Raw genomic sequence first — 14,635 nt, forward strand, 5'->3', positions numbered from 1 at the left:
GTGGAGAATCCCATGAGCAACAACGCCGCAACCACCTGCGAAACCGCCCCCGAGCCCAAGCGTCCCGGGAGCAGCCGCGTGGGACTGATCGTCCCCAGCTCCAACACCACCATGGAGACTGAACTGCCGGAACTGTTCCGGCGCCAAGCTGAAGTGACCGGCCACAAATACACCTTCCACTCCGCCCGCGCAGGCATGAAGAAGGTCACCCGGGAAGAGCTGCTGGCCATGGTCGGCAAGGCAGCCCAGTGCGCCGAAGCGGTTTCCGACGCCGACGTGGACGTCATCGCCTACGCCTGCCTGGTGGCCGTGATGGCCCAAGGCCCTGAAGCCCACGACGGCTCCGAAAGGGTGATCGCGGATGCCGCCGCCAGCAATGGACACCCCGCGCCGGTCACCAGCAGCGCTGGTGCATTGGTCCGCACCCTGCACGAAATCGGCGCGCGCAAGGTAGCCATGATCACCCCATACATGAAGCCGCTGACCAAAATGGTGGTGGACTATATCGAAGGCTCGGGCATCACCGTGCTGGACGCCATCAGCCTTGAAGTAGCCGATAACCTCGCAGTGGGCTGCCTTGATCCGCAGAACCTGCCCGCACTGGCCCGAAGCCTGCAGCGCGAAGGCGCCGACGCCGTCGTCCTTTCCGCCTGCGTCCAGATGCCCTCGCTTGCCGCCGTCCAGGCAGTCGAGGACGAGCTGGGGCTCCCAGTCATCACAGCGGCCACCGCCACCACCTACGAAATCCTCAAGGCATTGGGCCACCAGCCGGCCATCAGCGGAGCGGGCAGCCTGCTGTCGGGCGCTGGTGTGCTGACAGCGGCGAAAGCTTAGGCGGCGGGCACCATGTCGCTGTCACTCATCGCGTTCCTGGTGCTCGTGGCGGCATTCGCCGTCGGCTCGTTCACCAAGATCAACGCCGGACTCCTTGCCACCATCGCCGCGTTCGGCGTGGGCACACTGCTGGCCGGGATGTCCGTCAAGGACGTCATCGGGCAGTTCCCCGCCGGACTGTTTTTCATCCTGGTAGGGGCCACGCTGCTCTTCGCCATTGTACGGATCAACGGCACCATCGATTTGCTGGCCTACTGGGCAGAACGGCTCGCCGGTAACCGCAGAGTACTGGTCCCGGTCCTCATGTTCCTGCTCACTGCTGCGCTGGCTTCGGCCGGCGCCTTCACACCGGCCGCCATTGCCATTGTCGCTCCGGTTGGCCTGGCGCTTGGAATGCGATTCGGCATCAGCACTCTGGCCATGGGCCTGGTCATTGTCCAGGGCGCCAACGCCGGGGCCTTCTCCCCTGTCAACCCCTTCGGCGTCCTGGGCAACAAAATGCTGGACGGCGCCGGAGCCTCAGACGGCTCGTTCAAGCTCTACGCCTACTGCTTCGTCTTCAATGCCGCCCTGGCCGTGATTGCCTACGTTCTGGTGCAGGCCATCGTGAAGCGCCGGGCAGCAAAAGCGGGCCCCATCGGCGACGGCGCCCCCGCCATAGCCATCGACGGCGGCGCCTCCGCACCCTCACCCAAAGGCACTGCAGGATCCGGCGTGGCCGTGCTTACGGCACCGGCGCAAACTTCAGTTGCGGGGCAGAGCACCCTGGCATCAGGCCCGGCCAAGGTGGCTGCCACCCCCATGCGCATCCTGACGCTTGCCGGGATCGCATCCCTCCTGGTGCTCACCACCGTGCTGGGACTGGATGTGGGAGTTGCCTCGTTGGTCATCGCGGGCGTGCTGATCATCCTGGACTCCAACGTGCAGAAGCCGGCGTTGGAAAGTATGCCTTGGTCAGCCATCATCCTGGTCACCGGAATCGTCACCTATGTGGGCATGCTTGAGAAAATGGGTGCGCTGAAGGAACTCCAGGAAGGCATTGCGGGCCTGGGTAACAGTTCGATTGCTGCCTTGATCGCCAGCTACGTGGTGGCCATTGTTTCGGCCTTCGCGTCCACCACGGGAACGTTGGGGGTCATCAGCCCCGTGATCGAGCCCATTGCCATGGACCCCCTGCTCTCGCCAATAGGCGTGGTGACGGCTATCGCCATCAGTTCCTCCGTAGTTGACGTCAGCCCCATGTCCACCAGTGGAGCACTTCTGATGGCAAGCGCGCAGCCCAAGGACGAGCGGATGTTTTTCCGCGCACTGCTGCTGTGGGCCATAGCGATGATCGGCGTTGTACCGCTTTTGGTCTGGTTCCTGTTCGTTCAGCTCGGGCTCGGCTAAGGGCTGCACACCGAAAGGAAAGGGACGTCCCGATCGGGACGTCCCTTTCCTTTCCCTGGAACTGGCTGCGGGCTCTCCCTAGGCCTTCGGCCGAAAATCTCCCGGCCAGTCCCCGAGTCGTATCCGCTTCCGGTCCTGGACGGCACCCAACGTGCCCCACTCGTCCCGGCCCAATCTGGCCAGCGGCTCCAGGAGGTCGATCCGCGGGTGGTTGCCCTCCAGCACTGCCTCATTAACGGCGGCATGCGTCACCTCGCCAAAAACAAGGGTTGAGTTACCTACCGGCAGCACGGAATGAAGTCTGCATTCAAGCACGGCCGGTGACTCCTTGACGCGCGGTACGGACACAGTCCGGCTCGGCTCACGCGTCAGGCCGGCCGCGTCAAACTCACTGACATGCGGCGGGAAGTTGGTGCCGGTGGCGTTAACCTCTTCCAAGAGCCCTGCCGGGGCCAGGTTGACCACGAATTCTCCCGAGCCGATGATGTTCCGAAGTGAATCCTTTTCGCCTACCGACGTGAACTGCACAATCGGCGGATTAGTTGACGCCAAGGTGAAAAACGAATGAGGCGCGACATTGTCAGTACCCTCCGGCGATACGGTCGATACCCAGGCGATGGGCCGGGGAACCACCACCGCGGTCAGAAACCGGTAAAAGTCACCGGGGGCCGTCGCTGAAGGACTAAAGTCATTTCGCATGTTGCCAGCCTATCGATCCGGAACCCCTGAACAAGCGAATTGCTCCCTTGCCGTAGGATCCGGATATAGTCTGCCGTCGGTCACATAGGTGCCTTCGCCAGGACAACCCGGAGCTCCGGACGGCGATTCTCGGCCTGCGGGAACGCACCTTCTTTACGCTTAACTGATCGCGCCTTCAACACAAGTTTCGGCCGTATTGGCCCTCGCCGCTACCTGCCGCCTTCGATCTTTCGGCTGCGCTGCTCATCGGCCATGGGCCCGTAGGGATAAACCCCGACGCGCGGCTGGCTGGCATGGGTCAGGCGCTCAGTTTCGTCGGACGTGAGTTCAAGTTCAGCAGCGGCAAGGTTGTCCATCAATTGGTCAACAGTACGGGCACCCAGGATCACGGACGTTACGGCTGGCCTATCCGCCAACCAAGCCAGCGCGACCTGCGAGGCGCTCACGCCGTGGTCAGCGGCAATTTGTCCTACGGCTCCAACAATGTCCCACGTGCGCGGGTCATCGTTGCGGGCCTGCCATGCTTCCATGCCCCGTGTGGGGTTCTCCCCCAACCGGGTCGCGCCAACAGGCGGCTCGTCGCGCTTGTACTTCCCGGACAGCCAGCCGCCACCAAGCGGCGACCACGGAAGCAGGCCTATCTTCGCGTCGAGGGACGCCGGCACGATCTCACTCTCGATCCCGCGAACCAGCAGGCTGTACTGCGGCTGCAGGGTAACGGGTGCGTTCCAGCCATGAGCCCTGGCGACGTGGACAGCCTTGGTCAATTGCCATCCGAGGAAGTTCGAGAATCCGTAGTAGGCGATCTTTCCGCTGCTGACAGCGTCGTGAAGGAAACGAAGGGTCTCTTCCAGCGGCGTGATGGGGTCCCATGCATGCATTTGATAAAGATCAATCTGCTCCACTCCGAGGCGGCGGAGGGAATCGTCCAAGGCCTTGGTCAGGTGCCGGCGGGATGTGCCTACATCGTTCGGGGCCTTGCCCATGGGGAAGCGTCCCTTGGTGGCCAGAACCACCAGGTCGCGTTGCTCCGGCCGGCGTGCAAGCCAGCGTCCGATGATTTCCTCCGACGTGCCGGCACTGTAAACGTCGGCTGTGTCGATGAAGTTGCCGCCCGCGGCAACATAGTTGTCCAGGATGGCGTGTGACGTTTCCTCCGTGGCTTCGGCTCCAAACGTCATTGTTCCGAGCGCGTAGTTCGATACCACTGCCCCGCTGTTACCTAGTGTGCGATACTGCATAACTCTCCTCGGATCTCGGGCGGGGTGTTCCGGCTGGAGTCGACGATACCCACTTCGCACTGCCTGGTCAGCAGGTTTTCCTGTCCCTGTTCTTCCTAGGACGCTGAGTCCTACCTTGGGAGCAGCGGGTCAGCGCACCACTTTGCGATGCCCTGCGTCCAGGCGCACTGTCCAGCCGCGCGAATCGAGATATTCCAGCAAAGGAACCGCGATCCGGCGTGTCGTGTCCAGTGCTTGGCGTGCCTGGCTCGTGGTGAAGGGCTGGTCAAGGCGGGCAAGCGTTCGCATCGCAAGGGCCGGCGCCGTCGGGAGCAGCACTACACCGTCGCGCAACCTCAGGAGGCGACCCTTGCGTTCTGCAGCAGCGAGTTCGCGTGCGCCCAGACCCAACGCGGCCAGTTCATCGGATTCGGGTGCGCGGAATGCGTCCGCCCCCATCCTGGCCTCCAGCGTGGCGACGGCCTCCTCGATGGGGCCAAGATTGTCCCCGCTGCCGGGCAGGTGGATGTGTCCGCCATCCTGCTCCAGGGCCGCGCCATCAATGACGTGGGAAAGGAGCTTTCCGTCAGGGAGTTTGAGCAGGTCCTGCGCCGCGCCCATGGAAAGACCCGGGGCCAGGGGATCGCGTTCCTGCAACAGCTCGACGGACGCGCGCAGGCGACGCTGCCATGCCTCGAAAACCGGGACATGCACCCACCAGCCATTCAAAACTTTGACTCCCTGCGGGGCTTCCGAGTCGGGGCCGGCCACGAGCCCAAGCTTGTGCAACTGCTGCACCTGGACAGCTCCGCGGGCTGCCACCTCACCCAACACGTCTCCGGCGGGATCCATGCCTGCGAGGCGCTCAGCCCAGCGGGCACCATCGCCGCGTCGCCGCAGGGCAGGTGGGTTTGCATCGAGGATACGCGCACCGCCCAGCACCGAACGGCTCCCGGGGTCCCGCAATACGAGGCGGTCGCCGAGCACAAGGGGCAGTTCCCTGTCGAGGACGAGTCGGGCGTGGTCAGCCCCAAAGGGACGCAACCGTGCCGGCACCGACGCGGTGCCGACGTGCACAGTGAGCTGCTCCGGAGTCGCCGTGTACTCCACCCCGGTGGTGCGTTGGATGCCGATAACCGAAGTGGTGGGCCAGGCGCCGGGAGTAAGCAGTGCGTCGCCACGACGAATGTCCGTGGCGGCGACGTCGCGAAGATTCAACGCCACCCGGCTGACCGGCTCCACGGACGGGCGGGCCGTGTCACGGCTCTGCAAGCCACGGACGACGACGGGCCGGGAACCGGCGTGGCCGAGCAGGTCCAGCACGTCTCCCTGGGTCACTGTTCCGGCTGCCAGGGTACCGGTCACCACTGTTCCGGAACCGGTGATGGTGAACGAGCGGTCCACCCACAACCGAACCCGCCCAGTCACTGGAGGAGCAGGCACCCGCGCCAGGACACCGCCGAGCGCGGCACGCAAATCATCCAGGCCAGTCCCGTCAATGGCGGAAACTGCTACTGCGGGCGCATCCTGCAGACCTGTTGCAGCCAACTCGATACGGGTTTTGGAGAGGACTTCTGAGATCCGCGCGGCGGATGCCCTGTCCGCGCGGCTGAGGACCACGACCCCGTTGTGGATGCCGAGGGCAGCAACTGCATCGCGGTGGTCGCTGGATTGCGCTTGCCAGCCTTCGTCAGCAGCAACGACGAAGCAGACCACCGGCGCCGGCCCGATTCCCGCGAGCATGTTCCCGAGGAAGCGCTCGTGGCCGGGTACGTCCACGAATGCCACTTCCTGTCCGGACGGCAGGGTGGTCCATGCATAACCCAGGTCGATGGTCAGCCCACGGCGGCGCTCCTCTTCCCAGCGGTCCGGTTCCATGCCGGTGAGGGCGCGGACCAAGGTGCTCTTGCCGGAATCGACGTGTCCGGCGGTTGCGATGACGTGCACTGTTTAGCCGACTCCGCCCGCGTCGCGACCAGGAAGGAGTGTGAGCGCACGCTGTATGGCCTCGAGGACCCGGTGGTCATCCTGCACGGGAATGCAGCGCAGGTCGACCAGGCACGATCCATCGTGGACGCGCGGCAGCACGGCCGGATCGCCTGTGCGCAGATGGACTGCGAGGCCCTCAGGTAGCTGGAGCGCCCATCCTGGCAAGGGAAACCCGGGAGCGCCCCCACCGCCAACCCTGCCATCGTGGGCCACGACTGGCACTCCGAGCGCTTCTGCCAGCGCGTCCGTGCGGCGCCGCAGTTGCCCGACGTCGGCGTGCAGTGCCTGGACAACCGGTGGTGGTCCGCCCGCAAGAGTCGCCTCGAGGGCGGCGAGAGCGAGCTTGTCTGCACGAACGGCGCGCGCCAGCGGATGGCGTGCCAACCGTTCAATGATCTCCCTGCGGCCCAGCAGCAATCCTGCTTGGGGGCCGCCCAAAAGTTTGTCACCGCTGGCGATGACGACGTCGGCCCCGGCCGCCAAAGCCGAAGCAACATCGGGTTCATCGGGCAGGTGCGAATCGGGGGCCAGCAGCCCGCTGCCGAGGTCGGCCACAAGCGGGACTGCGTTTGCCCTTGTCACCGTGCCCAGGTCCTCCAGCGCTACTGTCGAGGTGAATCCCTCCACCCGGAAGTTGCTCGGGTGCACCTTGAGCACGCAACCGGTGTCCGGGCTGAGGGCACCCTCATAATCGCGCAGGTGGGTCCTGTTCGTGGTGCCTACTTCGCGAAGCCTTGCCCCCGTTGACTCAATCAGGTCGGACAACCGGAAACCGGCACCGATCTCGACAAATTCCCCACGACTGACCACCACTTCGCGGCCGGCGGCGAGCGCCGTGGTGGCCAGTACCAACGCCGCCGCTCCATTGTTCACTACCAGTGCGTCCTCGGCGGCCGGACAGGCCGACAGCAAAGCGTTCCTGGCACCGGCTCCACGGCGCGACCGGCTGCCGTCCGTCAGGTCGAGCTCCACGTCGACGTAGCCACTGGCGGTGACAACGGCTTCGACCGCATCAGCGGAAAGGGGCGCGCGCCCGAGGTTCGTATGGACGATCACTCCGGTGGCATTCAGGACGGGGCGCAGGCTCGTCGCCTTGTGTCCAGCGACGGCGGCCAGCAGGGTCGGCTCCACGTCCGACGGCGGGAGCTCGCCGCGCCGGGCCTGCTCCTGGACGTCGCGAACGATTCGTCGGATGACGTGTTCGCTCAAGCGGTGGCGGGCTTCGACGACGGCCGGCAGCGCAAGCAGGTCATTCGTACGTGGAATCATTCTGCGGGGATCTACGTGGTCCACGGCGGCTCCTCGCTTCACGGCAACTGCACGGCGGTGCTTTGGCGGTGGCGGACGGGAATCGAACCCGCCAGGCCGAGATGCTCAGCCTCACCGGTTTTGAAGACCGGGGGGCCCACCAGGACCCGGACGCCACCGCGCCTCAATATAGCAGGTTGCTTACGAGGGTACGCTGAACGGGTGAATGAGACCCAGGCCACAACAAACGACGTCGAACAGGGAACCCATGGAGCGCTCCGGCTCACCGACTACGCCCACGGCGGGGGTTGCGCGTGCAAGATCCCGCCCGGCGAACTCGAAGATGCTGTCCGCGGCCTGATTGGCCAACCGGGCGCGGACGTTTTGGTCGGCTTGGACAGCGGGGACGACGCCGCTGCGGTCTTGGTGCGCGAGGACCTTGCAGTCCTCTCCACCGCCGACTTCTTCACCCCTGTGGTCAACGACGCTTTTGACTGGGGCCGGATCGCAGCCGCCAACGCCCTCTCGGATATCTACGCCATGGGAGGTCGCCCGATCACGGCCATCAACCTGATCGGCTGGCCCCGCGAGGTTTTGCCGATCGAAGTGATGACCGAAGTCCTCCGCGGAGGCCTGAGTGTCGCATCCCAGGCAGGGTGTCCCGTCCTGGGCGGACACTCCATCGACGATCCGGAGCCGAAGTACGGCATGGCCGTGACCGGCGTCGCCCATCCTGAGCAGCTGCTCCGCAACGATGCGGCCCGGCCCGGGCTGCCGATCACGCTGACGAAGCCGCTCGGCGTCGGACTTCTCAACAACCGTCATAAGAAGACTGGCGAGGTGTTCCCTGAAGCTGTAGAGATGATGGCGGCCCTTAACCGCGAAGCGTCCGAGGCCGCAGTGGCGGCAGGCCTTCGCGCGGCAACGGACGTGACCGGTTTTGGCTTGCTGGGCCACCTGCACAAGATGGTCCGGGCCTCGGGCATTGGGGCGGTGATCGACGTCAAGGCGGTGCCCCTGCTCGATGGTTCGCTGGAAGCCCTGCGGGACGGTTTTGTGTCCGGCGGAACCCGTCGCAACCTCGAATGGGTGCGGCCACATCTAGGTTCGGCGGGAACCGTCACTGAAGACGATCTCCTGCTTCTGGCCGACGCCCAGACCTCCGGCGGACTGTTGGTAATCGGCGAGTTGCCCGGGTACCCGGTGATTGGCCACACCACGGCGGGTCGGGGCATCGAGATCCGCTAACGTGCCCGGGAAGCACTACCTGGCTGTGGTGATCGCGTCGTCGGACACACCGGCAGCACGGCGCGCCGCCAGCCGGTTCTTCTGCGGCTCAATCGTGTAGCGCGGATCCCGGGCCGAGGCCAGACCTGCCTCGAACACCCCGAACCGTGTGAGCGCTGAGGCGGCAAGCAACGCAAACCCCGATGCCGCGGCCACTGCACGGTTGCGGCCGGCCAATAAGGCTCCCAACCCACCACCCAGTGCCAGCCGCTCGCTCCATGTGAGCATGGTCCCGGCCTTGCCCAGGTGCAGCGGCTCCGCGGCCACAGGATCCATCCGGTGTCTCATCACCTTCATTGCTGCCAGATCACCCAGGACGCCCAGCACTGCGAGCTTCCGGGCAGGACCGGCCTCGTGGACCGGCGTGGTGACCATGGCCAGCCCGGCCGATGCCAGGCAGGCAGAACTCACGAAGACAAACGGCAATTCCTCGTGCGCAGCGTTCCACGTCGGGGTCGCGGTGTCCCCCAGCAGCACGGCCGTGTACGCCGCAAGCGGACCCGCGAACACCGCCGCCTCAAAACCCGCGGGCCCCTCAACAGCCTGCAGTGCCTTCCGCAACGGACCCAGCGGAATCCGGCAGCCTGTCATCCGATCAATCTCGGCGGCCGCCACGACGGCGGTCCCCGCACCGAAGGCGCTCAGGATCCACGAACCCACGCTCATCGGCGAAGTTACCTTGAAGGTACGCAGCATATTAAGGAAACGCTCGGGCCTGCCGAGGTCCTTCACCAACGCGCCGGCACCCAGGCTCAGTGCTGCCAAGGCACCCAGCCGGGCATTGCGGCGCAGTATCGGCCGCCCGGTGAGCTGTCCACCCAGGCCAAGGAGGGCCGAACCCCCTGCGACGCCACCAAGGAACAAGTAAAGAGCGACGTCCTCGCCCCACGGCGCCGGTTTGACCACTGGACGGCCATAGTAGGAGGTGAATTCAGCTTCCGGAACCATGGGCATTTCCCGGGAGCCGTCACCGTTCTCCCGACGACGGCGGGTGCCGGGTTTGCCGTCCACCCCTCGGCGTCGGGCAGGCCCGGAGGGGCGGAGGTTGTCGAACTCAGACAGGGTCACGCGCGTCCTCCAAGGAAAGCCAGGGCAGCCGCCGCGGCCATACCAGCGACCGCAAGCCCGGCCCGGCGATACATCGTGGGCAGATCTGCAGTCGGCACGCGGGGATCCGGCGGAAGTCCATAAACTTCAGGTTCGTCCAGCAAGAGGAAGACCGATCCGGTTCCGCCGACGCCGTCGTTTTCGTTGGCACCGTACAGCCTGGCTTCCGTCAGGCCCTTGGCGTGGAGGTCGGCCACGCGTTCCTTGGCGGTCTCAACCATGGCGTCGTGGTCACCAAACTTGATGGACGTCGTCGGGCAGGCTTTGGCGCAGGCGGGTGTCTGGTCATCCACCAGCCGGTCGTAGCACAGCGTGCATTTCTGGGCGATGCCTGCATTGGGAACCGCGGGATGTTCGTCGTGCTGGTCTTCCCTGCTGGTTGCCACTTTGACCGTACCGTTGCTGCGGCGCTCGATAACCCCGAACGGGCAGCCGGCCACGCAGGTTCCGCAGCCGTTGCAGACGTCGTCCTGTACCACCACGGTCCCAAACTCGGTGCGGAACAGCGCTCCGGTGGGGCAGACGTCAAGGCAACCGGCGTGCGTGCAGTGCTTGCATACATCCGAAGACATCAGCCACCGGAAGTCAGCAGTGTCCGGCGGTGTGGTGTCCGCTTCAGCAGGATCACTGGAATCCGGCGCGGGAGGACCGATGCGCGGCATGCCCAGGTTGACCAGGGCGCGGCCGGACTCTCTTGCTTGGGTGATGCGTTCCTGGCCCTGCTCGATGAAGGCGACATGTCGCCATGTGCTGGCACCCAGTGATCCGGTGTTGTCGTAAGAGGACCCGAGGAGTTCCAGGTTCCCGTCCTGCGGGTTGTGGTTCCACTCCTTGCAGGCGACTTCGCAGGCCTTGCAACCGATACAAATGGAGGTGTCGGTGAAGAACCCCTTGCGTGGATGGTTGTGCTCCCAATGGGCATCGGTGGTGGGGTCGGTCGGTCCGGACAACTGGCCCATCTAGTCCTCCAATGTCTGGTCGACGCCTTCGGCCGACGGGTTTGTCACGGCGGCGTTGCCGGTCTCCATGGTCACTCCTGCCCGCTCCCGGTATTCGGCAACCAGGGCGAGGAGTTCCTCGCCGCGGGGCCGGCGCCCGGGGCGGATGTCGCACGAGGCAACCTTTGATTCCTGGATCTGGACATTCGGATCCAGGGTTACGCCCAGCAGATCATTGGCCGCATCACCGCTCACGACGGCGTTGTTTCCGACGCCCCAGTGGTAGGGCAGCCCGATCTGATGCACCGTGTGGCCACCGACCTTGAGGGGCACCATCCGATCGGTAACCAGCACCTTCGCCTCGATGGCGGAGCGCGGCGAAATGATCGTGGCCCAGCCGTAAGGTTCCAGTCCCCGTTCAGCCGCAAGTTCAGGCGAGACCTCGCAGAACATCTCCGGTTGCAGTTCGGACAGGTAGGGCAGCCACCGGCTCATCCCGCCTGCCGTGTGGTGCTCAGTGAGGCGGTATGTGGTGAACACATAAGGATAGATGTCGGCGCCCTTGGTCCCGGCGCTCGGCGCACTCGGGTTGTCCGCGCGGGGGAACACCAACCGGGCGGGGCTTTGCTGCTGCGGGTAGAGCGCGTTGGCCACCGGCGATTCCTGAGCCTCGTAGTGAGTAGGCAGAGGCCCGTCCAAGAGTCCTTTGGGGGCGAAAAGCCAGCCCTTGCCGTCGGCCTGCATGATGAAGGGATCGTCTCCGCTCAGTGCTTCAGGGCCGCCGACGGAGGGGTCGGGATGGCTCCCTGGCGCACGGTCAACCGGGAAGTCGGGCACATCGTCCCCAATCCACTTGCCTTGGTCCTGATCCCACCAGATGTATTTTTTGCGCTCGCTCCACGGTTTACCCGCGGGGTCCGCAGATGCCCGGTTATAGAGGATCCTGCGGTTGGCCGGCCATGCCCAGCCCCATTCCGAGGCGGCCGGGCCCTGTTCCTGGCCCGGTTTGCGGTTGGCGGCGTGGTTGACGCCGTCGGCATACACACCGGTGTAGATCCAGCAGCCTGCCGCCGTGGAACCGTCGGCACGAAGTTCGGTGTAGGCGGAGAGTGGTGCGCCCGCGTCGGGGCCATCAAGGTGACGGCCGTTAATCTCCGCAAGTACCGCTTCGGGGTCCGGATCACCGTGTTTGTCCGTGGGATAGTCCCACGTCAGGTCCAGCAGCGGCCGGTCCCGTTCGTCGTCGGAATCGGCGAGCTTTTCCCGGATCCGTTGGCCGAGTTCAAAGAAGAACTGCAGCTCGCTCTGGCATTCACCCGGCGGCGCCACAGCCTTGTGCCGCCACTGGAGCAGCCTCTGGGTCTGCGTAAAAGACCCCGCCTTCTCCACATGCGTTGCGGCCGGAAGGAAGAACACCTCCGTTTCGATGTCCTCGGTGCGAAACTCCCCCGATTCGATCTCCGGGCTGTCCTTCCACCAGGTTGCCGACTCGATGAGGTTCAGGTCGCGCACCACCATCCACTTCAAGTGGGCCATCGCCAGGCGTTGCATGCGGCCGTGGGCCGAACCTACTGCGGGATTTTGTCCGAGAAGGAAGTAGCCTTCCACTTCGTCGTCCAGCATGCCCATGACTGTTTCGTAGGTGCCGTGTGCTCCCGTCAGCCGGGGAAGATAGTCATAGGCCCAGTCGTTGTCCACGTTCGCTGCCTCGCCCCACCACGCTTTAAGCAGGCTGATGGTGTATGCATCGGCGTTCGCCCAGTAGCCCTTTTGTTGTTTGGACCCAATCGTTGCCAGATACTCGTCGAGGCTGTCGTGGCGACCCGCGCTGGGCATCGGCAGATACCCGGGAAGCAGGTTGAACAGGGTTGGAATGTCCGTGGAGCCCTGGATGCTGGCATGGCCACGCAAGGCCATGATCCCGCCGCCCGGGCGCCCCATATTTCCAAGCAGGAGTTGCAGGATGGCGGCGGCCCGGATGAACTGTGCGCCCAGGGAGTGCTGGGTCCAACCCACGGCGTAGGCGAAACACGTGGTCCGGTCGCGTCCCGAGTTGTCCGTGATGGCGCGCGCCAGATACTCGAAGTCCGCCACGCTGATGCCGCACATGTCCTGCACCATCTCCGCGGTGTAGCGGGCATAATGCCGCTTCACAATCTGGAAGACAGTCCGGGGATCCTGCAGGCTGTCGTCGCGCTGAACCTCTGCATGCTCCAAGGGCGGTCCACCGCTGCCATAGCTGTGACCGGCGGCCCGGGCGGTCGCGTCGGCGCCGTGTTCGGAACCGGGACCGGGTTCGTCAATGGCTCCCTCCCCCCGTTCGGCATACCCCCACGATGAGGTATCGTAGGCGCCCTTCCCGGCATCGAAGCCGGAGAACAACCCGCCGAGGTCTTCGGCATCACGGTAATCGTCATGCACCAGTGTTGCCGCATTGGTGTATGCGCCCACGTACTCCTTAAACCAAAGGTCGTTGGAGATGACGTAGTTGATCAGGGCACCCAAGAGCACAACATCAGAGCCTGCCCGGATGGGAATGTGCTTATCGGAGACCGCCGAGGTCCGCGTGAACCGTGGGTCAACGTGGATGACTTTTGCTCCCCGGGCCTTCGCCTCCGCTACCCACTGATAACCCACGGGATGACATTCGGCCATATTGGAACCCTGGATGACAATGCAGTCGGCGTTGGCCATGTCCTGCAGTGATTGCGTCGCACCACCGCGTCCAAATGAGGCTCCCAAACTGGGAACCGTGGCAGAGTGTCATATGCGGGCCTGGTTCTCGACCTGCACCGCCCCCGCAGCCGTGAACAGCTTCTTGATGAGGTAGTTTTCTTCGTTGTCCAAGGTGGCGCCGCCCAGTGAAGCTATGCCCATGGTGCGGCGCAGCAGTCGGCCCTCACTGTCGTTCTGCTGCCATGTCCTGCGGCGTGTGTCGATGAATCTGTCCGCGATCATCTCGACGGCGGTACCCAGGTCCAGGCGTTCCCACTCGGTGGACCGGGGTGCCCGGTAAAGTACTTTGGTCTGGCGGCCGGGCGAGTTGACCAGTTGTTCACTGGCGGAACCCTTGGGGCACAAACGGCCGCGGGAGATGGGCGAATCCGGGTCGCCCTCGATCTGGACAACTTTCTCGTCCTTGACATAGACGCGCTGGCCACACCCTACCGCGCAGTACGGGCAGATGCTTTGGACCACCCGGTCAGCAGTGGTTGTTCGCGCAGTTATTGCTTCGGTCTTGGCCGATGTGACCGCAGGCCCACGGCCAAACAGGTCGCCCGTACTCAGTTGACGGACGACCGGCCATTGAAGAAAACTTCTCGGCACCATTTCTGGAGCATAGCCCAAACCACTGCGGCAGCAACAGGACCAACACCCCGGCGCCGCTAACCCTTTTCCGCAGTGTTTCGTTTAATGGTGGAAGGCGCACCGGACGGCAGCAATTGGAGGAAGACCATGACGCAGCGGGATATTCCCGACGACGAACATGCATCGGGCCCGGGGGGTTTGGCCCCAACCTTCGTCCCCGGGCCTCTGACGATTGACCAGTTACTCGCTGAGAGCCGCCTTGGATTGGACCGGGTTCACGCTGGGGATCTTGAGCGGGAGATCGAGGAGGGCGCCCTGGTTGTTGATACACGGCCGGTCGATCAACGGGACCGGGACGGTGAGCTCCCGGGAGCGGTGGTCATCGACCGGAACGTTCTCGAATGGCGACTCGATCCGTCCAGCCCGCACCGTATCCCGGGCGCCGGGGATGCCGCCCGGCGGATCGTGGTCGTCTGCAATGAGGGCTACAGTTCCAGCCTGGCCGCACACAACCTGCAACGGTTGGGGCTGGCCCAGGCGACAGACCTCATCGGCGGTTTTCAAGCCTGGATGGCACTGAAGCGCACCGAATCCACTTGATCGGGCACCGGAGTC

11 protein-coding genes and 1 tRNA gene are annotated in these 14,635 nt (G+C 64.7%); 4 read left to right on the forward strand and 8 right to left on the reverse strand.

Features of this window, described 5'->3' with window-relative positions; all coding sequences use genetic code 11:
- Positions 1 to 12 precede the first annotated feature (12 nt).
- Entirely contained in the window at positions 13 to 834 is an 822-nt protein-coding gene (locus tag ABHM97_RS18840; protein ID WP_349471829.1) for a maleate cis-trans isomerase family protein, read from the forward strand.
- Positions 835 to 846: 12 nt separating this feature from the next.
- Entirely contained in the window at positions 847 to 2,223 is a 1,377-nt protein-coding gene (locus tag ABHM97_RS18845) for an SLC13 family permease (RefSeq protein ID WP_349471830.1), read from the forward strand.
- Between the two features lie 78 nt (positions 2,224 to 2,301).
- On the opposite strand, the gene ABHM97_RS18850 is transcribed toward ABHM97_RS18845, so the two are convergent.
- The 5 genes from ABHM97_RS18850 to ABHM97_RS18870 all read right to left on the reverse strand — a co-directional run bounded on the left by ABHM97_RS18850 (position 2,302) and on the right by ABHM97_RS18870 (position 7,558).
- A complete protein-coding gene (locus ABHM97_RS18850; protein WP_349471831.1) occupies positions 2,302 to 2,922 on the reverse strand; it encodes a flavin reductase family protein in 621 nt (206 codons plus the stop codon).
- A gap of 209 nt (positions 2,923 to 3,131) precedes the next feature.
- Positions 3,132 to 4,163: an aldo/keto reductase gene (locus ABHM97_RS18855; RefSeq protein WP_349471832.1), complete on the reverse strand. Its 1,032-nt coding sequence runs from the start codon at positions 4,161 to 4,163 to the stop codon at positions 3,132 to 3,134.
- Between the two features lie 129 nt (positions 4,164 to 4,292).
- Complete coding sequence (gene selB / locus ABHM97_RS18860) at positions 4,293 to 6,089, reverse strand: selenocysteine-specific translation elongation factor (RefSeq protein ID WP_349471833.1); 1,797 nt, start codon at positions 6,087 to 6,089, stop codon at positions 4,293 to 4,295.
- A 3-nt stretch (positions 6,090 to 6,092) separates the two neighbouring features.
- Positions 6,093 to 7,424 (reverse strand): L-seryl-tRNA(Sec) selenium transferase, encoded by a 1,332-nt coding sequence (gene selA / locus ABHM97_RS18865; protein WP_349471834.1) that lies wholly within the window; start codon positions 7,422 to 7,424, stop codon positions 6,093 to 6,095.
- Between the two features lie 39 nt (positions 7,425 to 7,463).
- Positions 7,464 to 7,558: transfer RNA gene (locus tag ABHM97_RS18870), tRNA-Sec, on the reverse strand.
- A 43-nt stretch (positions 7,559 to 7,601) separates the two neighbouring features.
- On the opposite strand from ABHM97_RS18870, the gene selD reads away from it, so the two are divergent.
- Positions 7,602 to 8,627, forward strand: a complete 1,026-nt coding sequence (selD, locus tag ABHM97_RS18875; protein ID WP_349471835.1) for a selenide, water dikinase SelD — start codon at positions 7,602 to 7,604, stop codon at positions 8,625 to 8,627.
- Between the two features lie 15 nt (positions 8,628 to 8,642).
- Here selD and nrfD read toward each other — a convergent pair whose 3' ends face one another.
- From nrfD to fdh, 3 genes are read right to left on the reverse strand one after another with little or no spacing between them, the layout of a single operon-like run.
- The gene (nrfD, locus tag ABHM97_RS18880) at positions 8,643 to 9,734 is read right to left on the reverse strand and encodes an NrfD/PsrC family molybdoenzyme membrane anchor subunit (protein ID WP_349471836.1); all 1,092 of its coding nucleotides are present in this window, start codon (positions 9,732 to 9,734) and stop codon (positions 8,643 to 8,645) included.
- Complete coding sequence (locus ABHM97_RS18885) at positions 9,731 to 10,732, reverse strand: 4Fe-4S dicluster domain-containing protein (protein WP_235521951.1); 1,002 nt, start codon at positions 10,730 to 10,732, stop codon at positions 9,731 to 9,733. The genes nrfD and ABHM97_RS18885 overlap by 4 nt, the downstream gene beginning before the upstream one ends.
- A complete protein-coding gene (gene fdh, locus ABHM97_RS18890) occupies positions 10,733 to 14,041 on the reverse strand; it encodes a formate dehydrogenase (protein ID WP_349471837.1) in 3,309 nt (1,102 codons plus the stop codon).
- A 126-nt stretch (positions 14,042 to 14,167) separates the two neighbouring features.
- On the opposite strand from fdh, the gene ABHM97_RS18895 reads away from it, so the two are divergent.
- Positions 14,168 to 14,620, forward strand: coding sequence for a rhodanese-like domain-containing protein (locus tag ABHM97_RS18895; RefSeq protein ID WP_235521949.1), 453 nt, complete (start codon positions 14,168 to 14,170; stop codon positions 14,618 to 14,620).
- The last annotated feature ends 15 nt before the right edge of the window (positions 14,621 to 14,635 follow it).

Source organism: Paenarthrobacter sp. CAP02 (assembly GCF_040137855.1).
In the GTDB taxonomy this organism is placed as follows: domain Bacteria; phylum Actinomycetota; class Actinomycetes; order Actinomycetales; family Micrococcaceae; genus Arthrobacter.

What these genes read in the sequence shown, in the direction of transcription:
- ABHM97_RS18840 (WP_349471829.1), top strand. Translation starts at nt 13, where the DNA reads ATGAGCAACAACGCCGCAACCACCTGCGAAACCGCCCCCGAGCCCAAG.
- ABHM97_RS18845 (WP_349471830.1), top strand. Translation starts at nt 847, where the DNA reads ATGTCGCTGTCACTCATCGCGTTCCTGGTGCTCGTGGCGGCATTCGCC.
- ABHM97_RS18850 (WP_349471831.1), bottom strand. Translation starts at nt 2,922, where the DNA reads ATGCGAAATGACTTTAGTCCTTCAGCGACGGCCCCCGGTGACTTTTAC.
- ABHM97_RS18855 (WP_349471832.1), bottom strand. Translation starts at nt 4,163, where the DNA reads ATGCAGTATCGCACACTAGGTAACAGCGGGGCAGTGGTATCGAACTAC.
- ABHM97_RS18885 (WP_235521951.1), bottom strand. Translation starts at nt 10,732, where the DNA reads ATGGGCCAGTTGTCCGGACCGACCGACCCCACCACCGATGCCCATTGG.
- ABHM97_RS18895 (WP_235521949.1), top strand. Translation starts at nt 14,168, where the DNA reads ATGACGCAGCGGGATATTCCCGACGACGAACATGCATCGGGCCCGGGG.